24 protein-coding genes and 2 pseudogenes are annotated in these 22,309 nt (G+C 46.8%); 17 read left to right on the top strand and 9 right to left on the bottom strand.

Annotated elements, in window-relative coordinates; genetic code table 11:
* Window positions 1–349: 349 nt before the first annotated feature.
* The 3 genes and pseudogenes from ACFQZI_RS00010 to ACFQZI_RS00020 all read left to right on the top strand — a co-directional run.
* Window positions 350–535: pseudogene (locus tag ACFQZI_RS00010) on the top strand (RHS repeat-associated core domain-containing protein); the annotation flags it as partial.
* Window positions 536–598: 63 nt separating this feature from the next.
* Complete coding sequence (locus tag ACFQZI_RS00015) at window positions 599–1,123, top strand: hypothetical protein (protein WP_377137078.1); 525 nt, start codon at window positions 599–601, stop codon at window positions 1,121–1,123.
* 800 nt (window positions 1,124–1,923) lie between these two features.
* The gene (locus tag ACFQZI_RS00020; RefSeq protein ID WP_377137080.1) at window positions 1,924–3,309 is read left to right on the top strand and encodes a hypothetical protein; all 1,386 of its coding nucleotides are present in this window, start codon (window positions 1,924–1,926) and stop codon (window positions 3,307–3,309) included.
* A 524-nt stretch (window positions 3,310–3,833) separates the two neighbouring features.
* Here ACFQZI_RS00020 and ACFQZI_RS00025 read toward each other — a convergent pair.
* The 3 genes from ACFQZI_RS00025 to ACFQZI_RS00035 are packed head-to-tail and all read right to left on the bottom strand — an operon-like array spanning window position 3,834 to window position 6,173.
* Window positions 3,834–4,160: a hypothetical protein gene (locus tag ACFQZI_RS00025; RefSeq protein ID WP_377137082.1), complete on the bottom strand. Its 327-nt coding sequence runs from the start codon at window positions 4,158–4,160 to the stop codon at window positions 3,834–3,836.
* A 3-nt stretch (window positions 4,161–4,163) separates the two neighbouring features.
* Window positions 4,164–5,537: a hypothetical protein gene (locus tag ACFQZI_RS00030; protein ID WP_377137084.1), complete on the bottom strand. Its 1,374-nt coding sequence runs from the start codon at window positions 5,535–5,537 to the stop codon at window positions 4,164–4,166.
* Window positions 5,538–5,567: 30 nt separating this feature from the next.
* Window positions 5,568–6,173 carry a Crp/Fnr family transcriptional regulator gene (locus ACFQZI_RS00035; RefSeq protein ID WP_377137086.1) on the bottom strand — a complete coding sequence of 202 codons (606 nt, stop codon included), beginning with the start codon at window positions 6,171–6,173 and terminating at the stop codon, window positions 5,568–5,570.
* A gap of 201 nt (window positions 6,174–6,374) precedes the next feature.
* Here ACFQZI_RS00035 and ACFQZI_RS00040 point away from each other — a divergent pair, with 201 nt between their 5' ends.
* A complete protein-coding gene (locus ACFQZI_RS00040) occupies window positions 6,375–7,031 on the top strand; it encodes a hypothetical protein (RefSeq protein WP_377137088.1) in 657 nt (218 codons plus the stop codon).
* An 85-nt stretch (window positions 7,032–7,116) separates the two neighbouring features.
* On the opposite strand, the gene ACFQZI_RS00045 is transcribed toward ACFQZI_RS00040, so the two are convergent.
* Window positions 7,117–7,404 (bottom strand): hypothetical protein, encoded by a 288-nt coding sequence (locus tag ACFQZI_RS00045; protein WP_377137090.1) that lies wholly within the window; start codon window positions 7,402–7,404, stop codon window positions 7,117–7,119.
* Window positions 7,405–7,765: 361 nt separating this feature from the next.
* On the opposite strand from ACFQZI_RS00045, the pseudogene ACFQZI_RS00050 reads away from it, so the two are divergent.
* The 3 genes and pseudogenes from ACFQZI_RS00050 (at window position 7,766) to ACFQZI_RS00060 (ending at window position 9,916) form a co-directional block, all read left to right on the top strand.
* Window positions 7,766–8,214 (top strand): annotated as a pseudogene (locus ACFQZI_RS00050) (SDR family oxidoreductase).
* 189 nt (window positions 8,215–8,403) lie between these two features.
* Entirely contained in the window at window positions 8,404–9,480 is a 1,077-nt protein-coding gene (locus ACFQZI_RS00055; RefSeq protein ID WP_377137092.1) for an L-dopachrome tautomerase-related protein, read from the top strand.
* Between the two features lie 55 nt (window positions 9,481–9,535).
* Window positions 9,536–9,916 (top strand): FAD-dependent monooxygenase, encoded by a 381-nt coding sequence (locus tag ACFQZI_RS00060; protein ID WP_377137094.1) that lies wholly within the window; start codon window positions 9,536–9,538, stop codon window positions 9,914–9,916.
* 9 nt (window positions 9,917–9,925) lie between these two features.
* Here the strand turns inward: ACFQZI_RS00060 and ACFQZI_RS00065 are convergent, their stop codons facing one another.
* Together ACFQZI_RS00065 and ACFQZI_RS00070 are read right to left on the bottom strand one after the other, a co-directional pair.
* Window positions 9,926–10,843 (bottom strand): helix-turn-helix domain-containing protein, encoded by a 918-nt coding sequence (locus ACFQZI_RS00065; RefSeq protein WP_377137096.1) that lies wholly within the window; start codon window positions 10,841–10,843, stop codon window positions 9,926–9,928.
* A 73-nt stretch (window positions 10,844–10,916) separates the two neighbouring features.
* On the bottom strand, window positions 10,917–11,684 hold the full coding sequence (locus ACFQZI_RS00070; protein ID WP_377137098.1) for an SDR family NAD(P)-dependent oxidoreductase: 768 nt from the start codon (window positions 11,682–11,684) through the stop codon (window positions 10,917–10,919).
* Between the two features lie 388 nt (window positions 11,685–12,072).
* On the opposite strand from ACFQZI_RS00070, the gene ACFQZI_RS00075 reads away from it, so the two are divergent.
* The 4 genes from ACFQZI_RS00075 to ACFQZI_RS00090 are packed head-to-tail and all read left to right on the top strand — an operon-like array spanning window position 12,073 to window position 15,881.
* Entirely contained in the window at window positions 12,073–13,101 is a 1,029-nt protein-coding gene (locus ACFQZI_RS00075) for a GlxA family transcriptional regulator (RefSeq protein WP_377137100.1), read from the top strand.
* An 11-nt stretch (window positions 13,102–13,112) separates the two neighbouring features.
* Window positions 13,113–14,090, top strand: a complete 978-nt coding sequence (gene gap, locus ACFQZI_RS00080) for a type I glyceraldehyde-3-phosphate dehydrogenase (RefSeq protein WP_377137102.1) — start codon at window positions 13,113–13,115, stop codon at window positions 14,088–14,090.
* 4 nt (window positions 14,091–14,094) lie between these two features.
* Complete coding sequence (locus ACFQZI_RS00085) at window positions 14,095–14,496, top strand: nuclear transport factor 2 family protein (protein WP_377137104.1); 402 nt, start codon at window positions 14,095–14,097, stop codon at window positions 14,494–14,496.
* A 5-nt stretch (window positions 14,497–14,501) separates the two neighbouring features.
* Entirely contained in the window at window positions 14,502–15,881 is a 1,380-nt protein-coding gene (locus ACFQZI_RS00090) for an MFS transporter (RefSeq protein ID WP_377137106.1), read from the top strand.
* A gap of 8 nt (window positions 15,882–15,889) precedes the next feature.
* On the opposite strand, the gene ACFQZI_RS00095 is transcribed toward ACFQZI_RS00090, so the two are convergent.
* The gene (locus ACFQZI_RS00095; protein ID WP_377137108.1) at window positions 15,890–16,342 is read right to left on the bottom strand and encodes a hypothetical protein; all 453 of its coding nucleotides are present in this window, start codon (window positions 16,340–16,342) and stop codon (window positions 15,890–15,892) included.
* A gap of 102 nt (window positions 16,343–16,444) precedes the next feature.
* On the opposite strand from ACFQZI_RS00095, the gene ACFQZI_RS00100 reads away from it, so the two are divergent.
* The gene (locus tag ACFQZI_RS00100; protein ID WP_377137110.1) at window positions 16,445–17,029 is read left to right on the top strand and encodes a UPF0758 domain-containing protein; all 585 of its coding nucleotides are present in this window, start codon (window positions 16,445–16,447) and stop codon (window positions 17,027–17,029) included.
* Between the two features lie 154 nt (window positions 17,030–17,183).
* On the top strand, window positions 17,184–17,771 hold the full coding sequence (locus ACFQZI_RS00105; protein ID WP_377137112.1) for a hypothetical protein: 588 nt from the start codon (window positions 17,184–17,186) through the stop codon (window positions 17,769–17,771).
* A gap of 5 nt (window positions 17,772–17,776) precedes the next feature.
* On the opposite strand, the gene ACFQZI_RS00110 is transcribed toward ACFQZI_RS00105, so the two are convergent.
* The gene (locus ACFQZI_RS00110; protein ID WP_377137114.1) at window positions 17,777–18,898 is read right to left on the bottom strand and encodes a restriction endonuclease; all 1,122 of its coding nucleotides are present in this window, start codon (window positions 18,896–18,898) and stop codon (window positions 17,777–17,779) included.
* Window positions 18,899–18,991: 93 nt separating this feature from the next.
* Window positions 18,992–19,273 (bottom strand): hypothetical protein, encoded by a 282-nt coding sequence (locus tag ACFQZI_RS00115; protein ID WP_377137116.1) that lies wholly within the window; start codon window positions 19,271–19,273, stop codon window positions 18,992–18,994.
* Window positions 19,274–19,412: 139 nt separating this feature from the next.
* Between ACFQZI_RS00115 and ACFQZI_RS00120 the strand changes: the two genes are divergently transcribed.
* The 4 genes from ACFQZI_RS00120 to ACFQZI_RS00135 all read left to right on the top strand — a co-directional run bounded on the left by ACFQZI_RS00120 (window position 19,413) and on the right by ACFQZI_RS00135 (window position 22,204).
* A complete protein-coding gene (locus ACFQZI_RS00120) occupies window positions 19,413–20,348 on the top strand; it encodes a toprim domain-containing protein (protein WP_377137118.1) in 936 nt (311 codons plus the stop codon).
* A gap of 76 nt (window positions 20,349–20,424) precedes the next feature.
* On the top strand, window positions 20,425–20,922 hold the full coding sequence (locus tag ACFQZI_RS00125; protein WP_377137120.1) for a plasmid mobilization protein: 498 nt from the start codon (window positions 20,425–20,427) through the stop codon (window positions 20,920–20,922).
* Window positions 20,910–22,001 (top strand): relaxase/mobilization nuclease domain-containing protein, encoded by a 1,092-nt coding sequence (locus tag ACFQZI_RS00130; RefSeq protein ID WP_377137122.1) that lies wholly within the window; start codon window positions 20,910–20,912, stop codon window positions 21,999–22,001. The genes ACFQZI_RS00125 and ACFQZI_RS00130 overlap by 13 nt, the downstream gene beginning before the upstream one ends.
* Complete coding sequence (locus ACFQZI_RS00135; protein WP_377137124.1) at window positions 21,968–22,204, top strand: hypothetical protein; 237 nt, start codon at window positions 21,968–21,970, stop codon at window positions 22,202–22,204. The genes ACFQZI_RS00130 and ACFQZI_RS00135 overlap by 34 nt, the downstream gene beginning before the upstream one ends.
* Window positions 22,205–22,309: the final 105 nt, after the last annotated feature.

The following is a 22,309-nucleotide window of genomic DNA, read 5'->3' on the forward strand; positions in this document are numbered from 1 at the left end:
AAGATAAACGATTGTCCGACAATCGATCTTGCCCCGACCGCTCCGAAGTCGCCGGGGTAGTCTCAAAAACAAGAGCATGAGGGTTCAGGTGATCTTCTGTTAAGCAACCAAAAGCGGAAGAAGACGGAGCTGTCAAGGGAACGTGGAATAAATGGCATGGTGCGTGAAAGGCTGTGCGGATTTATGCCGCGAAAGTCCCTTTACTGCTTCCGCTTCGGAGGCTACCTTTGCGGTAACAGATGGTCGGCTTAACCAGGTTAATAGCCACCGACTCGCTGAAAAAACCAACGCACCCACGGCCTTGCGGAAGCAAAACTAACGCTTATCTTTACCCTTACAAACGTTCTTTATAACGCCCAAAAAGCGCAAACCGAAAACTCGGAAAACAGTAAAAAAGTGTGGTAGCCAATACGATTATGGTGCAAGGTTCTATGATCCGGTGATTGGGAGATTTACTACTATTGATAGGTTTGCTGAGAAGTATCATTCCAATACCTCTTATCACTATGCACTAAATAACCCTTTATCGAACATTGATATTAATGGTGATACCGTCGTAGTGCTTACAGCGCCACGCGGTGCTGGAGGAACTGGCCACATGGCTGTTTTAATTCAGAACAAGCAGGGTAATTTTAGCTTATGGTCAAAGAACGGAACAAATGACAATGCTGGAATGGCAGGGGCTAATAACAAAGGAGATCAAGCAGGTGTGGGATCGTTTAACTCTCCGGGGGAGTTTATGAAAAGCGATCTGAATCCTATCGTTAATAAAAAGACTGGTGAGAGAGAATATACCGAAGGTTATCAAATTCCAACCACTGCAAAAGAAGATAGAGCTGCTGAGGCTGGAGCTAAGAAAGAATTGGCTAAAGATTACAATGTGTTAGGATCTAATTGTGCTTGTACCGTACAGAGCGCACTGGAGAGCGGAGGAAAAAAAGATGGCCGTCCAACCTTTCTGGAATCGGCCAAGGCAGTAACTGCTGGTGGTATTATTCTGGGACCTATCCTCGGTCCAATTATGGGTCCGGTTGCGGGAGGCATAGCCGGTAGCAAAACACCAAACCTAATATATAAACGAATTAAAGAGCAAAATGAAAATGGGAAGGTTATCAGACCGTAGTGTATTACTTTGGATAGTAGGTATTCTTTTACTAACTTCATGTGATTTTCATGTCAACAATAGAACCGGTCCGCAATATAGTTGGTCGGCAGCTCAATCAAGAGACAATGGATCTTTCATTTGCGAGTATAGACTTAATGATTCAACTATAAATGGGGTAAATATCAAGAACGTGGTTGCAGAACATGCATATAGCTCCGATGGAGGCTTGTTTTCCAAGTATGATATCGACTGCTGTAACTCACAAATCGTTATAGTGTCTAAAAGTTACTTAGCTAGCGATGGAAGAGGTTATAGCGTTGATTGGGATATTCCTAGTTTCAAAGTTTATAGTAGTAACATAATCTACAGAGAGTTTAAAGGTGTCAATCTGCCAGATAGTATCACCTTATCTGTTCGTAGTAAGAAAAATAATTCTGTTCTTCAAACACTTACACTGCTTAAGGTCGTTAGTAATAAATAAGGTAGTGTATCAAAGTCGTTGGTAACACAAAGCTAAACTCAAGCCCAACTTCGTGTTCCTGAATACGCCTCTTAGTGATAAAGCATCGATGAATGTCTTTACAAAATGTTTGTCCTCCGGACTAAATAACTCCAGTTCCTTAAACTGTTTGAGCTACGCCAAGTCGGTCGGTTGATTCCCTCATGACTTTCAACCAGGGAAGTCGAAAAGCCAACAGGTAGCGATATCAATGCTGGTAAAGTTACCTTAACAATAGTTGTCACTGATCTAAGTAATTTTAATTAACTTTATGGTTTGGTAATAGTTATACCAAATTTTATCCAAACCTTATTTCTCGATGAAAAAAATTATTTTTGCTTTACTATTTTTTGTTCCTTTTGGGGCTTCTGCGCAATGGACAACGGCAGGTTCTAATATTTACAACTCTAACACAGGTAATGTTGGTATTGGTACTACCGCTCCGGGTAATATGCTGCAAATCGGAACTCCTTCCGTAGGAATAACATTTTACAATGGAGGTGGTACAGCCGGAACCGCACAACTTACAAACTTCCAGACAAATGGCGCTGCTATGATTGGTACAGCAGTAGGGGACGGGACAAACAATTACCGCATTAACATGTTCGCCGACAATATTAACAGTCTTACCGGTCTGGCAGTTACCGGGTCAAGTGGTAATCCGGGATTTGTTATTCGGAATACAGCTGCTGAGTATTTGAGAGTTTTGGGCAACGGGAATGTTGGTATTGGTACTTCATCGCCAAACGCGAGAGTTGACCTCTTTGCTCCAACAGAACAACTCCGCCTTTCTTATAATTCATCAAATTATGCTTCTTTTCTCGCTTCTTCAAACGGTGGGTTAACAGTGTCGTCGACTGGCGGCGGGAATATTACCGTCACCCCTTCAGGCGGTGTTTTCGCTGTATCAGGGGGATTGATCACCTACGGTATAAACTCCACATTATATATCCCTTCTACCTACACTGCCGTGTCTACCGGTTACTCAATATATCAGTATGCCTCATCGGCTACAAATTTTTTACGAACTGCCTTCTATGGTAACGGTGCGGCACCACTTACCACAAACGCCAACTATTCGGGAACTATTTTCGCATCGACTACGGTCAACACACCCGCTAGCGGAACCAATGCTTGGCTAAGCAATGTTTTAGTAAAACCAGTTGGCACGGTTACATCAGGCGGGGCAGCCGTCACCAATACAGCCAGCTTATATATCGACGGTGCTTCTTCCGCAGGGACAAATAATTACGCGCTATATTCTCCTTCAGGTAACAATTACTTTGGAGGAAGTGTCGGTATTGGTGCGACGATAACCAATTCGACCGATAAGCTCGCCGTGAACGGTACCATACACGCGAAGGAAGTTAAAGTTGATCTAACCGGATGGCCTGATTTTGTTTTTGGCAGTAATTACACGCTTCCATCTCTTAAAGGCCTCAAAAAATTTATTGTGCTGAACCACCACCTACCTGAAGTGCCATCTGAAAAGGAGGTGATCGAAAGCGGCGTAAACCTGGGGCAGATGAACAAAATTTTACTTCAAAAAGTGGAGGAGCTTACTTTATATATGATCGCTAAAGATGAGCAATTAAACAGGCAGCAAGCTGAGATGGATTTTCTAAAGAATCAAGTTGGTGAATTATTGAAGGCGAGCAAAAAAGCGTATATAAAAACATCAATGTCAACCAAAAGCAAAAAGTAATTCGGATTGTGAAATCAAGGATTTGTAAGTTAAGGCTGGATATCATCCAGCCTTTTTTATGAAGTAAGCTTCATCTTATAAGACATTTGATCAATAATTTAAAGAGCGTTTCGTTCGGTTTCCTTAATTGACTGACGGCTCTTCTAAGCTTGACAAATGAGAGGCTTTAACATTTGTTAACTGACTCGTTAGTTAATAGCGAATTCACTTCAAAGGATTCTAAAAAAAATAATCTGGCAAAACCCTTAGTGACCTTATCTGAATTTCTATATTCAGGAAGGGCCTTTTTTATGAAGCCAACGCTTAGAAAAAGAGGAGGTCTGACATTTGAATCTTTGGAATAGCAAGCCTCTAATCGCTGGATTTATTTTTGGCAATTAAAGTTTGTTGTCTTTCAATTACCAAATCGATTCGAAAATGCTGGCAAATACAAGGTCGATGGAAACCCAAATTAGTTGCCTTGGCAACGGCGTCATATTTAAATTTACGCAATGAGTGGTGTCATAATCATTTATAATGGATAATTATTTGACACGATTTGTATCAAGATAAGGAAGGGTAAAACGTTCGTGCTGAAGGACATAATCTCGCCATGACCAAACCTGCCAGGGCTTGATTGTAAAAGTTCGGTATAGAGTTGTATCACCGTTTTTGGTAGATTGATTATCCTGCAAAAACCACTTATATCTAGTCTTTGCCATGTTAAAATCGATACCGCTACCTTCTTCTTGAAATCTAAAACTCCGATCAAAATTACTATACGAATAGTTCTTTTTCAGAAGGAAAGATAGGGGTGTAAAATTAAGTATAGCTACTATAATGATTATGATGATAAGAATGCTTCTTTTCATATCTTAAATATTACATGGTCCATGTGTTCTTCCAACATCTCCGCCCTTGGTATTTGCATTTGAAACATTACCAGTGTTTCTTATAGAATTACCAAGAGCAGCAGGGGTCATACCAGATTGCCCTAAACCCATATTGCCGTTTGGATCAGGTAACTTTATTCCGCCTGCAAGACATGCATTATACGTAAAACTTGTACAGTTATTAGTGAATAGGTCGTATGTATTTGGAGGATTAGCGATATAATTTACAATTTTGTTGAACTCTGAAGCTATGATTGAATAGCTGATACTAACATTGTATTTCAGACCAGCATTATCTAATACTTTCGACGGCGCGTGCATTTTATCTTTGCCTGTTGCGTCTGGATAGAAGCCGACGACCTGTGTGATGGTTTGTCCGTTATAGGTTTTGGTCAGGCCAATGGCGGTATGGCCGACAGAGTTGGGGCCAATATTAAAAGGTAAGCCGGGAGCCGGTTCCTGGACGTAGACCGTGATGGTCATTTTAGACCCAATGTCCGGCAGGTTGGAGAAGCACTGCATGTAAGCTTTTGGGTTGATCTTAGGGTTGGTTTCGCCGGGGAGATTGGATACGGAACCACCACCGGAACCACTGCCTCCGCCTCCTCCTGCATATTCAGGCGGGTTCTGGTCTATGGGTGGCAGGTCAGGAGGGCCATGCTGACTGAGATCGCTGAGGTCGACGGTGCAAACCTTTTCGGCGTAAATGACGAGTTCACCGTCTGCGTTGACGTAGTTGCTTTGCACCCATTCGCAGGTCGTTGAGCCGGCAGGGAGTTCGCTGACCTGCAATTTGCTGCCGCTCTTTTCAGCTGGTTTGATGGTACCTGCCCGTTTGCCGTTAATATAAATATAGCCGCCGATGAGGTTGTGCCGGGTGCTGTCATAAATGAACGTCCGGCCTGTGAAATTGGCTGCTTTCATGGTCCCGTTTTGTTGCTGGGCGAGCGGGTCGGGAACAACATCGACTGCAAATGACCTGATCTGTCCGGACGTTTTGGTGAACAGCAACCGCCTGCTGCCTGCATGGATATTTTGGAAGGTCGGGGTACCGGCTATACTGACATACAGGTAGTTTCCGGATGGCTGGTCTGGCTTATTGTTCATTTTCCCGCTTTTGACGTTACTCCAGGCGATCCCGGCCTGTTCCTGAGCTTGGGATCCTTGGTCAGATGTAGTTGCTGTTTTGGCATGGACACGATTTGTGCTATACCAATTTTTTAGCTCTTCAACAGAAAATGCGCTGGTGTTCGCTGAGGTATCACTGTTAACGGTTTCATTCGGAAAGTTTTCCTCTTTTTTACAGCCGGTGAGACAGGCTGCGGAAATGATCATGATGAGCAGGAAGTTCTTCATATGGGAAAATCAAGGGTTTAACTCATTAGTTCATGTGCCTGTTTTTTTGACAATTGTCAAATTGCTTTTGCCGGACCTGACCCTGCTGAGCGTTTCAGGACTTATTCCAAGATAGGAAGCGATCTGGCCCTGACTGGCTTGCCGGAGGATATCCGGGTGGGTAGACAAGAGTTTTTCGTAGCGTTCCCGCGCCGTGAGCGTGCGTAACAGTACGGCCCTTTCCTCGGAAAGCTGGTAATATTTTTCGGTCACGATACGACCGGTGAAATTGTATTCGGGAAAGTCGGCATAAATGGATTGCAACTGGCTCCAGGTCATGGACAGGAGTTCGCTGTCCTCCAGCAGTTCGATGTTTTCGGCTGCAGGTGTCTGGGTGTAAAAGCTGTATACGGATATCATCAGCTCGCCTTTACCCATGAACCAGGAAGTGCATTCTTTGCCTTCCCGGGTATAATAAAAGGCGCGGGCAAACCCTTTATTGATAAAGTAGATCTTATTGTTGACCCGCCCTTCTTCCAGTAGCAAATGGCGCCGGGGCAACTTTTCTTCTATGAGGTTCTCGCGAAACCTTTTGTCCAGAGCGCCGGACAGTGGGGAGATAAAATTTAATGTCTGTATCAGCAATTCCGCGTTCATAACAGTTACCGTTTGCGATTTTGATAATTGTCAACAGTGAATGAGTAAGCGTCTATTTACCTTGCGGTTAATAACATGTGCTTATTAATTAACCATATTTTAGCTTGTTTATTGTCTCCGGAAAGTTTTAAATGAAAAGTTAGCTAATAAGTGTGGTATCAAAGTTTATAGAATGTCATTAATATTTAACTTATGAGCAAGGTGGATCAGAGTGGGAATGGTTACCCTTTCAGTTGGCTGGATGAACTGGTTGAGATCCGGTTAAATCCTGAAAAGAACGATGTGAATCAAATAACGGTATCGGAAACGAGGACCATCCGGGAGCGCTTACCGGCCGAAATGGCTGCCATCGGGAGGCAGCTTAAGCTGCAATCTTTCAGCCTGTACCGTAACCGATACGTCAAAGCTGTTGCCGGGCATTATGACACGTCAATCCGGTTGTTGAACCAACAGATGAGGATCAACATCAGTCAGTATCCGCGGGATGGACACCTGTATGAAACGGGCGAACTCGTCATCGCGCATTTGAATGAGTTATACGAAAGTATCCGGCAAAGGTATACGAGTTACCTGGCAGCGTCATCTTCGACTGAAACCGTTCAAAACAGTAAAGTCAGGTGCGGATTAAGTGTTGACCAGATCGGCATCTTATTAAAGGCGGCCGACAGTATGCATCTGATTATCGCACGGTCGTTCAGCGAGTTGCTGCGCAGTATTGTTCCTTATCTGTCTACTGAACGTTTCAAAGAGATATCCTGGAAAAGCGCCCGGAGCAGTACGTATAAAATGGAACAAAATGACAAGGAGGTCGTCCTGCGCGTGCTGGAAGAACTTGCCGGACGTATAAAGGATTTTTGATCGGGGTGCATCTTTTATTTCGACGCGCTAAGTTAAGGTTGTTTCACCTAAAATTCCTCCGCTTATAAAAGCTGTCCTCCGCCTGCTATAACTTCAGGGCTTCTCTATCGAACGATCGGCGCAGCCTTTTCACCGGCCCTGGACAACGTTTGTATTGGTTGCTGCGATCCGGGATGATGCGCTGACTTTTGTAATTGACGTGAGAGGCGATTCCCTTTCTTAGCACTGGGCGGTCAATGTCAAAGAAATCGAGATAGCCCTCCACGCCGAGCGATGTTGGGTAACCGGCAATAAAGATATCAGCACTGACCTTCACTTCATTTAAGGGAATGGCACCGGGTTGCACGCAGAATTGCGCAGCATTAGTTGACAACTGCGTTTGAATGGTTTCTTCACGATAGCTGGGATGCAGCGACTGGTTATTATTGGTTTAATAATAAGTGCCTAGATGGATCAGGGCAACATCATAGCGCGGGTGATAGTAGCAATTGGTGTTATCAGTGCAGTCTCAAAAATTGCCGGCTGAGCGTCCCCACCCATAACGTCGGGCGCCTTGATCATTGCCGCAGAATCATACAGCTTATTTTTACCGTCACCTTCACGGAATAACACGTGTTAGCGGTTACGACTTACATGTTTCCTTGGTAACAAAAGGAAAAACCGGAGCCATTTGATCCTCGCCAATTGATGAAAACCGTGAAAGCGGATTTTCGGTGAGCGTTGAGCATGGACAAATGGAGTGTTTTAGCGCTAGGATCCTTGTCGTCCGCCGGAAATGGAAGGTCAATGTTTTAGGTGTAGCCCACACGGTAAGAACAGTGTTACCTCACATGGAAAATGGCGGCAGGATCATTACCATAGGTTCGACCGGTGCCAATCGCTCACCTTACCCGGGGATCGGCGAGTATGCCGCCACCGAGGCCGCGCTCGCGGCTTATACGAGAAGCTGGGCGCGTGATTTAGGCCCCAGAAATATCACCGTGAACATCATCCAGCCGGGCCTTATCAATACGGACATGAACCCTTCAGACGGACCCATCAGCAGCCATATGCTGCAGGCGGTTGCCTTAGGCCGCTATGGCGAGCCGAAAGATATCGGCAATGCGTAGCCTTTTTGGCCAGCGATGAAACACAGTATATTACAGGAACTACCTTAAATGTTGACGGCGGACAAAACGCCTGAGTGGTTTCTGCTGGCATGCTATGGTGTTAAGGCAGGTAGCTAAAAAATGAATTGATAGCGATCAGGAAATGGTGGATTAACTATAAAATTAATTTTTTAAACTATTATGCAACTATTGTAGATTAATGGTGTTAGCTTTATAAGGCCGTTTGTAAGTATGACGGCTTCCATCTCTTAAATCAAGCGGTTATGAAAAAAGCATTTTTAAGTTTCGCCCTGTCGGTAACAGCGGTTGCCGCCCTTGCCCAGCCCAAATTAGAACAGGTATACAGCGACAATACCTACCAGTTTACCGGTGTGGCCATATCCGCCAAAGGCAGGCTGTTTGTTACCTACCCGCGATGGGAGGGACCCTATAAATATGCGGTTGTCGAGGTCATGAAGGACGGCTCGGCAAAGCCTTTCCCCGATGCAGCGATGAACGAATGGATGCCAGGTCAGGACGGGCGCAACAAATGGGTTTGCGTGCAGACCGCTTACATCGATGACAACGACTTTCTGTACATTGTTGACCCGGCAGCACCAAAGCTGGAGAAAGTAGTTGATGTTAACCAGGCTGCAAAAGTGGTCAAGTTCAACCTGCAGACGAATAAGGTTGAACGCGTCTATAACTTTCCGCAAACGATCGATAACCACAGCTATTTGAATGATATACGTGTGGATACGAAAAAGCAGGTTGCTTATCTGACTAATTCCGGAACAGGCGGCATTGTAATTTTAGATCTTACTACCGGCAAGTCAAGGCAGGTGCTGCAGAATCACCGATCCGTGCACCCCGATCCTTATGTCAAATTCATCATTGATGGACATGAATTAAAGAAACAGGGTCATCCTGTGAAATTTCAATCAGACGGTATCGCGCTGACGCGTGACGCCAGCTACCTGTATTACAAAACGATCTCGGACAAGAAGCTCAACCGGATCAAAACAAGTGCCTTACTGGATACTACGCTGACTGGTCAGCAACTCGCAGGTGCGGTGGAGGATCTGGGCAATGTCGCGTATACAGATGGTATGGAGTTCGACTGGAAAGGCAATTTGTATTTAGGCGACCCGACCACCTATGAGTTGGTGCAGGTAGGTCCAAATCACCAACGCCGTTCATGGATCAAAAGCGCCGATCTGATCTGGCCGGATACCTATGCGGTATCTAAAGACGGCTATATCTATGTGACCACTTCACAGATCAACAAGCAACCGGCTTATAATGAGGGCGTTAATAAGCGGACTCAACCTTACAAAGTCTTTAAGATCAAATTGCCTTAAATATTATCAAATATGAAAAGTGCCCGGTTCATTTAGCGTTCCTTAAAAGTCGGTCATGCTCAATGCCTACAATAGTAAAACGGATATCATCTTTATTTTCCTGTCCGATCAGGAGATCGTCTACGATTACAAGGATATTAGGGCCCAGCGACAGATTATTCAGGATCAGTTCAAGGATACAGGTTGGCGCAGCACGGAATTGCTGGAAAAGGTGGCAAAGTCAGATAGCTTTTATTTTGACAAATTCAGCCAGATCAAGATGCCGGCCTGGTCAAAAGGACGCGTAGCGCTGATCGGCGATGCGGCTTATTGCCCCTCGCCTGCATCCGGACAGGGCGGCTCTTTAGCCATGCAGGGTGCTGCGACCCTTGCAGATGCTTTGCTACTGTGTGATGGCGACTTCAAGCTGGCCTTTGAAGCTTATGAGCGCGGTTAATCGGAAGAATCAATTGATGGATAGGCGGAACTGTGCAGGCGACAAGTCCGTTTTGCTCTTGAAAAGCCGGCTGAAGGATTGCGGATGTTCAAAACCAAGTTGATAGGCTATCTCACTTACATTGAAGGTGGTGGTCGAGAGTAATTGTTTGGACCTTTCGATTAGCTGTTCATGAATATGTTGCTGGGCATTGAGCCCGGTAAGTGAGCGTAGCATATCACTCAGATAGTTCGGGGTGTAGTTCAGCCGACCTGCCAGATACTGGACGGTAAGGAGTCCGTTATTGACCGGCCCGTTGGTTTCGAAATAGCTGCTGATCGCAGCTTCGAACTGTTGCAACAGATCACTGGTCGCTGCCTGGCGGGTGAGGAACTGGCGTTTATAGAAACGTTTGGCATAGCTGAGCAATAATTCAATCTGTGCGATCACCACTTCCTGACTGAAATCATCTATGCGGCTATTCAGCTCTTCGCCAATGATCCTGAAAATGGAAGCCACCGTGGCTCTTTCCTGTTCAGAGAGGTGCAGTGCCTCGTTTGACGAGTAAGAAAAGAAGCCGTATTGTTTGATCTTAGCAGCAAGCGGATAACCGTTTAAAAAATCCTGATGGAAGATCAGTGAATAACCTTCATTACCTTTGTATATCGATGTACTCCCAGCAATCTGATTCGGTGCTGTAAATACCATACTGCCTTCATCAAAGTCGTAATAGCCCTGACCATACCTGAATTTGCCGCCCAGTTTTTCGATATAAGATATCTTGTACAACGTGGTCACATAGCTGACCGGCAAACGGCTCAAGTTGATCCGGTCATCACGTGTGTCGAATAACGTGATCAATGGATGCACCGGGCCGGGCAGACCCAGCGTCCGATGGACCTCGTTTATGGATTGGATTACGGGGATTTTAGGCTTTTGCGGATTCATAATTAAAAGTAAGGAATATGACCGGTTCCTGTTTCAGCCGCCGGTCATATTCAGCATGATGAGTGATTGAAATTTACCAGGGGAGTTTGCCTTCCGGGCCTGTAAAGCCGGCCGTCGGGCCATCTGTTTCCAGTGCAACCCGTATCGGTTCACGCGACCCCACTTCCAGGCTGTCTGTTCCCTGAAAGTTGTTGAGGGCGGTAGCAGTATATCCTGGGCTGGTAGCATTCACTTTGATACCCTCTTTTTCCAGTTCAATGGCAAAGGCCAGGGTTACTGCGTTCAGCGCGGTTTTGGATGCTCCATACACAATGCCGAAATGTTCTCGTGCCCAGCACGCCGGGTCGGCGATCCAGGTCAATGAACCCAGACCGCTGGATACATTGACAATTCGCGCTCCTTTAGACTTGCGCAGTAATGGAAGCGCTGCCTGCGTCATCGTGATTACGCCGAAAACATTAGTCTCCCATACGGTACGGACTTCGTCCAGCGAAACGTTTACAGCACGGCCGGTAGCCATAAGTTCTTCTGGATTTTTGGGTGCGTTCCCGGCATGGGAGATACCCGCGTTGTTGACCAATAAATCAAGCTGGCCGTATTCAGCACTGATTTTTGCTATGGCAGCATCTATACTTCCCTGTTTTGTAACGTCCAGTTGTAACGCTTTGGCCTTTGCGCCGATTGCTGCGGCGGCTTTTTTCCCATTCTCTAAATTACGTGAACCCACGTATACGACATAGCCCTCGGCTGCCAGTGCTTTGGCGATCTCATTACCTACACCCTGATTGGCGCCGGTCACCAGCGCAATAGGTTGATTATGACCTAAATTTTTATTGTCCATGTTATTAGTGATTTTTTGTTGATACAAAGATCATCAGAAAGCGATTTACTGACTTAACCGAATCAAGGAGGTTTGTAACCGAATTAAGCCTGAAGCCTCATTTATTGGGCTCGATTCGGTTGTCGGGCGGTTTAGCCGGTTCGCCTGCGCTATGCGCGCTACGCGCACGTCGCTCCGGTTCACCAGCTAAACGCGCCGCTGCAACAGCTGATCTTTTGGTTTCGCTTCGCCAGCGCAGGCGGCTGAAGCCTCCTGCGCTGACCAAAACACCTGCAGTTGCTGTTTCATTTAAGGCCTTGTTTATTTTTGTCGACTTTAGTTTGTGATTGGCCTAAATTGACTAATTTATGTCCTTTGAGACAAGGCGTTCGATTTTTAACTTTGGGTTATGAATAGCGATGCTCAGAAAAAGAAGGTGGTGATCGTGGTCATGTCCGGTAATATGCTCCTGAATTTTGCCGGGCCTTCCGATGTTTTTACCAATGCTAACGAATGCCTCAGGAGTTTCGGATTACCGGAAGGTTATGAGGTTTTGATCGCTTCACCGACGGTTGATCGTAAGTTGACCGGGCACACCGGCGTCGAGATACAGTGTCCTCATTATGTTGGTGACATTACAGCGCCGATCGATACGCTGATCATTGCCGGTAATGACCGCAGTCCCGCGGGTATTAAGCGCCTGGGCGATTTTCATGAGTGGCTGGCTAAGCCTGAAAGAGCTGAGACAAGACGTATCGCCTCTGTTTGCGGTGGTGCATTCGCCCTGGCGAAAGCCGGATTGCTGGATGGTAAACGGGCGACGACACATTGGGAGCGTAGTGAAAATCTGCAAAAGGAGTACCCGACTATTCGCGTCGAATCCAATCAGTTTTTTACCAAAGACGGAAATATATATACCTCAGCAGGTGTCTCCTCGGGCATCGACTTGTCGCTTGCCATGGTGGAAGAAGATCACGGGAGAGACGTGGCTATTCGTGTGGCCCGAAAGCTCGTCTTTTATTTAAGCAGGCCGGGCTTTCAGTCACAATTCGGCAACCTGTTGCCGGTGTTTGAAACGGAGCATATCGCACAAAAACTGCTGCCTTTTTTAAATGCCAACTTGCATGAATCGCTGGACGTAGCCACCATTGCCGGACATTTGAACATGAGCAGCCGCAACTTTACAAGGGTATTTCATAAACAAACGGGTATGCCTCCAGCCAAATTCATAGAAAAGATGAGGGTGGAAGCTGCGCGTAAACTACTGGAGGACACGGACCGGCCGCTGGAAAGGATTGCCGAAAAATGCGGACTCGTCAACCTGGTTGGTATGCGGCGAACGTTCTTACGGCATCTTAACGTTACACCTTCTGATTACAGGCGGACTTTCCGAACGGCGCTGCAGGATGCAGGCATCTCTGAACTATTAGTCAACTAATTTAATAACTTATGAAAATAGCTATCAATGGATTCGGCCGCATTGGCCGGATGACTTTACGCACGCTTCAGTCCCATCATGAGGTTGAAGTGGTCGCCATCAATGACCTGACCGATGTAACTACACTCGCCCATTTATTAAAATATGATACGGCACACAGCCGTTTTCCGGGGGAGGTATCTACCGAAGGCGAAAGTCTCGTAGTCAATGGTAAAACCATCGCCATGTACCGGGAAAAAGATCCGGCGAAATTATCCTGGGATGAACTGGGTGTTGATGCCGTAATCGAATCGACCGGCCGTTTTACCGATAAGGAGAGCGCTGAGGCGCATATTATCGCAGGTGCGAAAAAGGTATTGATCACTGCGCCGGCTACAGGCGGTGTAAAAACGATCGTGCATGGCGTGAATAATGAGCTGATCGGTGGCGACCAGATCTATTCAACAGCATCTTGTACAACGGGAAGTATCGCGCCGGTTCTTTTTGCACTGGATAAAGAGTTTGGAATAGAGTCAGGCTACATGGTCACCGTTCACGCTTTTACGGCGGATCAGAATTTGCAGGATGCGCCGCATAAAGATTTGCGCCGGGCCCGTGCCGCAGCTTATTCCATCATCCCGACCACAACAGGTGCAGCGAAAGCGATCGGAAATGTGCTGCCCAATCTGCAGGGCAAAATGGATGGCTACTCTTACCGGGTTCCGGTGATCGATGGATCCATTGTCGACCTTTCGATCAACCTGAACCGGGAAGTTACGGCGGCTGAAATCAACGAAGTGCTGAAGCACTACGCGGAAAACAGTCTGAAAGGTATTATGGAATACACCGAAGAGCAATTCGTGTCGTCGGACATTTTAGGTAATACGCATTCGTCAATTGTAGACGGCGGAATGACGAAGGCCATGGGCAAACTGGTAAAAGTTGTGGCCTGGTATGATAACGAGGTTGGCATTTCTAACCGGATCGCGGAGTTGATTTCACTGATCTGATACGATGGAATCGAATTTAGTTGATATCGTTAAGGATTTCCTTTTGGTCTTAGCCTGCAGAATTTCATCTGAAGAATTGCTGCGTTTCTACCATCCCGATGTGCTACAGATCGAATATCCTAACACCCTGACCAGGAACCTGACCAAACGCGGCTTAGCGGAATTAAAGGCGGCATCTGACCGGGGTTTGCAGGTCTTACAAAAGGAAAGTTATGAAATCATGAACGCCTATTGCTACGGAAATACGGTTATTGTTGAAGTGATCTGGCGAGCGACGCTGAACATACCGCTGGGTACTATTTCGGCAGGCGGCGAGATGAAGGCTTACTTCGCCCAATTCTTTGAATTTGATGGAGAGAGGATCATCCGTCAACGCAATTACGACTGTTTTGAACCTTTTACGTGATTTAGATGGAACCACATACAATTGACCCTCGCCGTTGGATGGCGCTGGCTGTCTTGCTGACTGGTACATTGTTGCCGCCACTGGATTTCTTTATCGTTAATGTGGCGCTACCTGCTATACGAACCGACCTGCACGCTTCTCCCGCCGATACCCAATTGGTGGTATCGGTTTATGCGGCTGCCTATGCGGTCACCCTGATACTGGGTGGCCGGTTAGGGGATATTTATGGCAGGAAGCGGGTGTTCATTTTCGGAATGCTTGGTTTTGGCATCGCGTCGGCTTTATGCGGTTTTGCTCCTTCGCCGGCTGTGTTGGTTGCAGGCAGGTTGTTGCAAGGCGTGTCGGCCGCTGTAATGGGTCCCCAATCGCTGGCTTCTATACATGCCATTTTTCCCACAGAGGAAAAGAACCGGGCACTGAGCTTTTACGGGGCCACTTTCGGACTGGCATCTGTGGCGGGACAGTTGCTGGGCGGTGTACTGGTATCGGCTGACCTGTTTGGTCTTGGCTGGCGTAGCGTGTTTCTGATTAATCTGCCGGTGATACTGCTTGCAATGCCGGCGGCATCACGCTTATTGAGGGAGAACCGCGCTGAAACGTCGGAAGTGCTGGATATTCCGGGTGCGTTATTGCTGGCCGCGGGATTATTGGCGTTGGTACTTCCGCTGATCGAGGGCCGCGAAAATAACTGGCCATGGTGGTGCATCAGCTTGTTGATCGTAAGCGTGCCTTTGCTCATCCTGTTCTGGCGTTTAGAAAGGGCGAAAGAATCGAGCGGGGGCTCGCCGTTGGTCTATCCATCCTTATTCAAGAAAGGCGGATTACGAAGAAACCTGAGCGCGGCGTTTTTCTTTTACGCCCTTGCTTCATTCTTCCTGATCTTTGCTGTCTATGAGCAGGGTGCCCTGGGACATGATACGCTGGCAACAGGTTTGGCCATTTTGCCGCTGGGAATTGGCTTTTTTCTGGGGCCCTGGTGCAGCCCGGCAATTGTCAGTCGACTGGGTTCTCGTACGGCAGCCTTTGGCATGTTGCTGGAAGTTACCGGATTGATCGTTGCGGGTGTACTTGCCCTGAACGGGATTACTTTCTATTTGTTCCTTCCACTTTTTATGATAGGATTGGGTCAAGGCATTGCCGTCCCGGCAGTGGTGCGTTTAAACGTTGATGAAGTTGATCCGCGGTTTTCTGGGCTGGCGGCGGGTCTGGTTACTGCTACTTTTCAAGTAAGCGCAGCGGTCTTTGTTGCCTTGATCGGTGGGCTTTTCTTTACGCTTGCGCCGGACGGCGCGAGGGCTGAAGGAATCCAGTTTGCCTTTGGTGTAGCTTCTTTGGCCATAGGGCTTTCTTTAGCACTAGCAGCGATGCTATCCTGGAAACGATAAGCGTTTTGTTAATTTATGAAAATCTCGTTGCCGTGGTAAGTGAGGTAGACGGTATTGCCATCAATATGGTAGCCATAGTCGAAGCACATCTTAAACGGCTTTTCATAATAGTCGTCGGTATGCACGCTGGTGAAATAGTTTAGGTTGATTCCGCAGCGGTTGAAATCTTCAATTGGTACGGCGCGCTCAAACAGGTTAAAAAGATTGTACAGTTTGATTCGGTTTTGAAGCAAAATATTGTAAACTCTTTGTATGGCCAACATATCCCTGTCTATCGCTTTTTGCTCGGCACTGGGTTCTTCCAATGGCATGATCGTCACAGTTGAATCGAAGCGCTTGCGGTTATTGTAAGCGGTCCGGCAAATATCGTTGCAGTATCGCCTGTCCCTGCGACCGGGTCCTAAAGGCTGCCCGCATTCGAGGCATGTTTTGACTGGTTCTGATGGAGTGTCCTCGTTCATTTGGCGGATGGGCTGAAACGTTTATAAACGTTTAAATAACAGTTGTTTGTCGGTTTTGATTGCATGATGTTGGAGTTTTGTACGGAATCAAATTCAATGGGTATGGAAACAGCGCATAAAACACGCTATCCGAATGTGGATAGTGAAAGCTTCGGCCACGGGCGAATGCATTATTTTATTGATGTAAAAAAAGCGGTTAACGACAGTCATTTCGTACTGATCACATCGAGCGAAAAGTATGACAGCGACAAATATTACCGGCAAACGGTGCAGCTTTGGGAAGAGGACCTGGCCTTTTTTGTCGAGGCGCTATCCATGGTGTTATCGCGGATGACAAGTGATGAGGGCGCGCGTTTTTTTGACCGGCCGGAGATGAAGGTGGTTCTGGACCCGGTAGGGGTGCTGGCCTTGCCGGAGAAGGACAGGCCAAGGGAAAAATTGCTGGCTTTGGGTGCGGATAATTTGAGCAATGCGGAGCTGCTGGCGGTATTGCTTTGCACTGGTTCGCATGATCTTTCAGTGCTTGACCTCTGCGAAAAGGTGATGAAGTCGGTGAAGGATGAACCTTCACGTTTGCTGACGCGGACGGCAAAAGACTTTTGCAAATTTCGTGGCATCGGCGCGGCTAAAGCGGGAATCCTGTTGGCCGCGCTGGAACTGGGCCGCCGTGCCTGCCAGCCGGTTTAGCGGGCGGGTAATTTTTCCCGGCAATTAAGTGTTTATACAAAGTTAGCGCGATCCCGGCCCGCCCGTCAAGGGTATATGAACCGCGGCGATGCCGCGGCCCTTGGCAGGCAAGCCGTGCCGCGCTTTTGGGGCATAAAAACTTAATTGCCTTGTTATGGAAAAATTTGCATTAACCCTTCGTTCTAAAGCCGCCGTTAAGGAATACGCCGCAAGCGGCTTTCATGTCCGTTACGAAAAAAGTTTACTGGAAGAAATTTTCGTTGCTATCGAAAATAAGGACGCTGACAAACTGGCCTGGTTCAATGAATTTGGCGATAGTATCCGCAAAATTGTGATGAATGTTCATGCCTACCGCAAGGGTCTGGAATTTGGCTTCACAGAAATTGCTTTTGATAAATATGGCTGGTTTGCGCGTCCAATTTTCCTGGATTATGAAGTGATTCAGCTGGGTAATTCGGAGCGCTACGGTGAGTACAGCGAGATCCTTATGGGTCGCGGTCCTAACGGCATCTGGTCGTATGCCTTGAGCTATACCTTCGGGTGCGAAGGCGGTGGTTCTGCCTTGTCGGTTTATGATCCGCAATTTGCCAGCCGGGATGCTGCATTGGCTAAATTGAAATCAATGTTTACGGCTAAGATAGGATCGACTGACACAACAAATCATAAACAGGATGTGATTCTGAAAACTTTGAAATCGATAGCGGCTTTAGAAGTAAGCCGTGTTCAGTTGGCGCTGTTTTAGCGGCTTTAAATTTTACTGAGCCATTCTTTCAGCTGAACGTAGTCGACAAGGCTTAGTCGATGTTTCTCCTTTTTTGAAAACTCGATCGCATCAGGGGAAAAGTAAGATGAGGTGATCATTACCCCCGCCGTAACCTTATCAGCATGAACAGTTCCCAATAACTCCCGCACAAGATTAACACCAATCGGATTTTTAGGGCCGTATTTTTTACATTCCACGTAATAAATGAAATCGCCAATATCATCTCGCCGGGCTACGATCAGGTCTTTTCCGCCATCCCTTGTCGCTTGCGTCAGATCAACTTTGTAGCCTTGTTTTTCGAATAATTCAGCGGTCATTTCCTCGAACTCCCTGGGCGTGAGTTTGTGCATCAATTCAGGGTTCTTTTTTAATTTTTCTAATGTGTTCCCATTGACGATGATGATATCATTCTTGATTTCCTGGAAAATTGGGTTTTCAGGCAAAATGATTTGTCCGGCGGTATCCCGAATGCCGGCAAAAGCAATCTTCTCAAAAATGAATTTTTCCACTTCTGCAAGCGTATAAGGCTCGCGAAGATTCTCCACATAACGCAAAATAATTTTAATGATATCGGGCTTCCCTCTCGTCAACTCAACCAGGTGAAGGGTATCGATAAAAGGTATTCGATTCTGTAATTCATGAATTAATATTTGCAGGTTGTCAACAGTTTTGATTGGCTCCAGCTTTAGCTCATATTCGATGTTTTGCTTCAGAAAGGCGTCTCCGGTTTGATCGATAAGCAAATATTGAGGGCCTGGATTCTCCTTAATGAAGGCAAAAATTTTTGAGCTGGCGTCGGGGTAATATCCGGTTTCCAAATCATCGAAGATCACGAACCGGCAGTTTTCCTTAAGTTTTGGAAAGCTTCTCCCTGTTAATTCCAGGCTGATGTATTCGGTAATAGCTCCCAACTCTTTGCGCAGACGGTCTCCTATAAACATGGCCAACGATGTTTTTCCAACCCGGTTTCCCCCGGTAATTAAACCAACTTTTTTTCCCTCGCTTACGATCCGGTTTTTTAGAAACTCAACTTCAGCGTCCCTCCCCGAATACAATGCGGGAGGTATAGACTTTGTTGGTGGATAATATCTGGAGCGGTCGAACATTCAAGTTAATTGTGATCTTAACAAAAATATAAAAATCCGTTAGGAATGTTCAGCTAAGCGGCCCGGAATCGGGCCGCTCTTTTCTGGTATCCTTCATTGACTGATGAGGCCTTTCATCTTTTCATTAAGATCCTTCAACCCCGCCTTTTTCAAACACTCATCAACGAAGTTCTTCAATTCGTCGGCATCTTCAGTCGGTATAAAATTCAGCAGTTCCTGGCTATCGGAGCCATTGCCAAGCCCCGCCTCCACCACGCTGTTCAATAACAATACCGTTTTACGGTTCAGCTTAAAGTCCAATTTTACCGCTTCGTTCATGCCCGGACTGCATAACAGGGTTTCATAAACTGTTCCTAACATACTTTTCGTTGCCATACGCATTTAATTTTTTGATTAAACAATGGCTCAAAGGTCGGTGGTTGTTTTGAAACGATCCTACCCAATATTTGGGGTGGTTGGGTGAATGCGGTTTGGTCGCTTTACTTTTGGTCTCGTCAATAGAAAGGATCGCAAGATGGATGAGAGAAATGGACGATTGACGTTAACGCAGGTAAGGCAAATGGATTTGGTGTCCTTGCTGGAGAAGCTGGGCCATGAGCCAACTGCGCGTAAAAAGAATGATACCGATTGGTGGTACCTGTCACCCTTGCGAAATGAACGGACGGCAAGTTTTCACGTGAACCGGGTAGACAACGAATGGTATGATTTCGGGCTGATGGCGGGAGGTAACCCGGTGGATTTTCTATTGCGGTATTACGATTGCTCGGTGGCCGAAATGCTTGTTCGCATGAACGAAAATTTTGGCAGGCAGCGAGTGCAGGCTTTTGAGCCGGGACTGCAGTCTGAACGGCCAAGGGACCACGATCATTTGGTGATCCGGTTTGTGAAATCTTTATATGCCTACCCCCTCAAAAATTATTTGCATGAGCGATCTATTCCGGTTGCTGTCGCAGATAATTACTGCAAGGAAGTGGTGTATGAAATAGGTGGTGGCAGGTACTACGGGCTGGGCTTTGCCAATGATATGGGCGGCTGGGAAATCCGCAACAAAAACTACAAGCAAAGTGCCTCGCCCAAAGACATTACGACGATTCGTTTTGGATCGGACAGGGTGCAGGTATTTGAGGGCTTTATGGACTTCCTTTCTTATCAGACTTTGCATCCCTATGAGGAGCCGGGCAAGACGGATTTTGTGGTGCTGAATGGCGCGGGAATGTTCGACCGGGCGTTGCCGTTTTTGCGGCGGCATGAGGAGGTCGGCCTTTGGTTGGACCGGGATGTGACGGGACAGGCTTATACGAAGTATGCCTTATCGCTGGGCAGTAATTTCGTGGACAGGAGCGGTTACTATGAGAAATTTAAGGATTTGAATGAGTGGCTGATGCACAAGGGTGAAGTGCCGAAGCAAGTGCGGCAGTTAGCGATGGGTAGGCGGCTGCCTGTTAAATGATCTTGCCATTTTTCGTTTTTTCCCTCACCGGGAGAATGCTTTAGATCGCCCGTTTTGCGATCGGCAAGGTGTACCATTGTCTGACAACAATGGGAGAGGAGCGCCCTTCTCCGAAGTCGGGGCGCTTGATTTAAAGGTGTTTTTAATTGTTTTGTTGAAGCTTTTCTGTGTGGGAGATGATATGATGGGAGAGGAAAATTCAGGGCGTAAGCGGCGAATAACGCTGCGTTTGACGAATGAGGAGTTTTTGGAATTAGAGAACCAATGGAAGAATTCGACGCTGCGCAAGCTGTCGGATCTGGTGCGCCGGCTGATCTTTGGGCGCAAGTTTACGGTCTATACGCGTAACAAATCCATGGATGATCTACTGGAAGAAATGGCCTTGCTGCGTCGGGAATTGAATGCCATCGGGGTGAACTTTAACCAGGCCGTGCACCGCTTAAATATGCTGGATCATGCGCCCCAAATGCGGGTTTGGCTGGCCCGATTTGAACAGGATAGGGAGCACTATTTTGCAGCGGTTGCTGCGATTGAAAGGAAGCTTGTTTCGCTGAATGATATATGGTTGCAGTGATCCATCAGTCGAAGCATTTACGCATCGCTTTAAACTACAATGAGCATAAAGTAAAGAACGGTTTGGCGGTGTGCCTGGAGGCGGGATTTTATCCGGTAGGACCGGAGCATTTGAACTTTCATCAGAAGCTTAGGCGGTTGGAAATGCTGGCAGAATTGAACCAGCGGACGAAGCATAATTGCCTGCATGTGTCGCTGAATTTTGATCCATCGGAAAAGCTTTCGGATGATCGTTTGCGGGAGATCGCGTCGGTCTATCTGGAAAAGATTGGCTTTGGCGGTCAGCCTTATTTGTTATACAAACATGAGGATGCAGGCCACCCGCATGTGCATCTGGTGACAACTAATATTCAGTCCGACGGGAAAGCGATTAGGATGAATTATTTAGGGCGCGATAAGTCTAAAACGGCATCCGTAGCGATCGAAAAAATGTTTGGTTTGGTAGCAGCGGACAAGAAGCAAAACCGGCAGGTGTTCCAGGTGAAGCCGGTGGATGCCGCTAGAGTGATCTATGGTAAATCAGAAACGAAACAGGCGATCAATAATGTGCTGGTGAAAGTCTTGGGACAATACAAATATGCCTCGCTGGCGGAGCTGAATGCGGTGTTGCGACAATACAATTTAGCTGCGGATCGTGGTGATGAGAAATCGCGTGTCTTTCAGCATGGCGGTTTGGTTTACAGGGTGCTGGATGTTGATGGTAACAAGGTTGGTGTGCCGATAAAAGCGAGTTTGTTCTTTGACAAGCCTACCTTGAAGTCTTTGGAAAGAAAGTTTGAAGCGAATAAGGTGGCGAAGGATGAGCCGAAAGCAAAATTGCGGTTGAAGAATGCCATTGACCTGTATTTTTTAAAGGGTGATAAAAGTCTGAATGGTTTGATTGGAGCTCTTAAAAATAATGGAATTGATATGGTCTTGCGGCGGAATGAGCAAGGCGTATTGTACGGTATGACTTATGTTGATCATTACAGCAAGATCGTATTTAATGGTAGTGCTTTGGGTAAAGCTTATAGTGCAATGCGATTAGGGAACGCTGCCAAAACGTGGTGGCTGATGAGGAAAAAAAACAAAACGGGTTAAGGGAAAAACTGGCGGCTGATGGGGGTGGAGTACGGGGGGAATCGCGTGAAAAACCTGTCGGTTTTCCGGATCTGAGTGGTTCGGTTAATTCTCGTGGGGGATTGGTGGAGCTGCTATTGGATACGAGCGGCACGGCTGAGGTCATGGACTGGGAACTGAAGCGGACGAAGAAGAAGAAAAAGAAGGTGCGGTTGTCACTGTAAATTGTGCTGGTGAGGGAAAAGAAAATTGATGAATGGATTAGAAAAGCCCTCCGCTGGAGTTTGTGCTGAGCAAAGCCGAAGCAGGGAGGGTTGGGAGAGTTAGAT

The organism is Mucilaginibacter lutimaris, assembly GCF_042676625.1.
Lineage (GTDB): Bacteria > Bacteroidota > Bacteroidia > Sphingobacteriales > Sphingobacteriaceae > Mucilaginibacter > Mucilaginibacter lutimaris.

Bases quoted from the DNA above. Each gene is read 5' to 3' on its own strand.
- ACFQZI_RS00120 (WP_377137118.1), top strand. From the start codon at position 19,413: ATGGATGAGAGAAATGGACGATTGACGTTAACGCAGGTAAGGCAAATG.
- ACFQZI_RS00065 (WP_377137096.1), bottom strand. From the start codon at position 10,843: ATGAATCCGCAAAAGCCTAAAATCCCCGTAATCCAATCCATAAACGAG.
- ACFQZI_RS00130 (WP_377137122.1), top strand. From the start codon at position 20,910: ATGGTTGCAGTGATCCATCAGTCGAAGCATTTACGCATCGCTTTAAAC.
- ACFQZI_RS00020 (WP_377137080.1), top strand. From the start codon at position 1,924: ATGAAAAAAATTATTTTTGCTTTACTATTTTTTGTTCCTTTTGGGGCT.
- ACFQZI_RS00070 (WP_377137098.1), bottom strand. From the start codon at position 11,684: ATGGACAATAAAAATTTAGGTCATAATCAACCTATTGCGCTGGTGACC.
- ACFQZI_RS00110 (WP_377137114.1), bottom strand. From the start codon at position 18,898: ATGTTCGACCGCTCCAGATATTATCCACCAACAAAGTCTATACCTCCC.
- ACFQZI_RS00085 (WP_377137104.1), top strand. From the start codon at position 14,095: ATGGAATCGAATTTAGTTGATATCGTTAAGGATTTCCTTTTGGTCTTA.
- ACFQZI_RS00035 (WP_377137086.1), bottom strand. From the start codon at position 6,173: ATGAACGCGGAATTGCTGATACAGACATTAAATTTTATCTCCCCACTG.
- ACFQZI_RS00105 (WP_377137112.1), top strand. From the start codon at position 17,184: ATGGAAAAATTTGCATTAACCCTTCGTTCTAAAGCCGCCGTTAAGGAA.
- ACFQZI_RS00090 (WP_377137106.1), top strand. From the start codon at position 14,502: ATGGAACCACATACAATTGACCCTCGCCGTTGGATGGCGCTGGCTGTC.
- ACFQZI_RS00015 (WP_377137078.1), top strand. From the start codon at position 599: ATGGCTGTTTTAATTCAGAACAAGCAGGGTAATTTTAGCTTATGGTCA.
- ACFQZI_RS00100 (WP_377137110.1), top strand. From the start codon at position 16,445: ATGGAAACAGCGCATAAAACACGCTATCCGAATGTGGATAGTGAAAGC.
- ACFQZI_RS00115 (WP_377137116.1), bottom strand. From the start codon at position 19,273: ATGGCAACGAAAAGTATGTTAGGAACAGTTTATGAAACCCTGTTATGC.
- ACFQZI_RS00055 (WP_377137092.1), top strand. From the start codon at position 8,404: ATGAAAAAAGCATTTTTAAGTTTCGCCCTGTCGGTAACAGCGGTTGCC.
- gap (WP_377137102.1), top strand. From the start codon at position 13,113: ATGAAAATAGCTATCAATGGATTCGGCCGCATTGGCCGGATGACTTTA.
- ACFQZI_RS00075 (WP_377137100.1), top strand. From the start codon at position 12,073: ATGAATAGCGATGCTCAGAAAAAGAAGGTGGTGATCGTGGTCATGTCC.
- ACFQZI_RS00060 (WP_377137094.1), top strand. From the start codon at position 9,536: ATGCTCAATGCCTACAATAGTAAAACGGATATCATCTTTATTTTCCTG.
- ACFQZI_RS00025 (WP_377137082.1), bottom strand. From the start codon at position 4,160: ATGAAAAGAAGCATTCTTATCATCATAATCATTATAGTAGCTATACTT.
- ACFQZI_RS00030 (WP_377137084.1), bottom strand. From the start codon at position 5,537: ATGAAGAACTTCCTGCTCATCATGATCATTTCCGCAGCCTGTCTCACC.
- ACFQZI_RS00095 (WP_377137108.1), bottom strand. From the start codon at position 16,342: ATGAACGAGGACACTCCATCAGAACCAGTCAAAACATGCCTCGAATGC.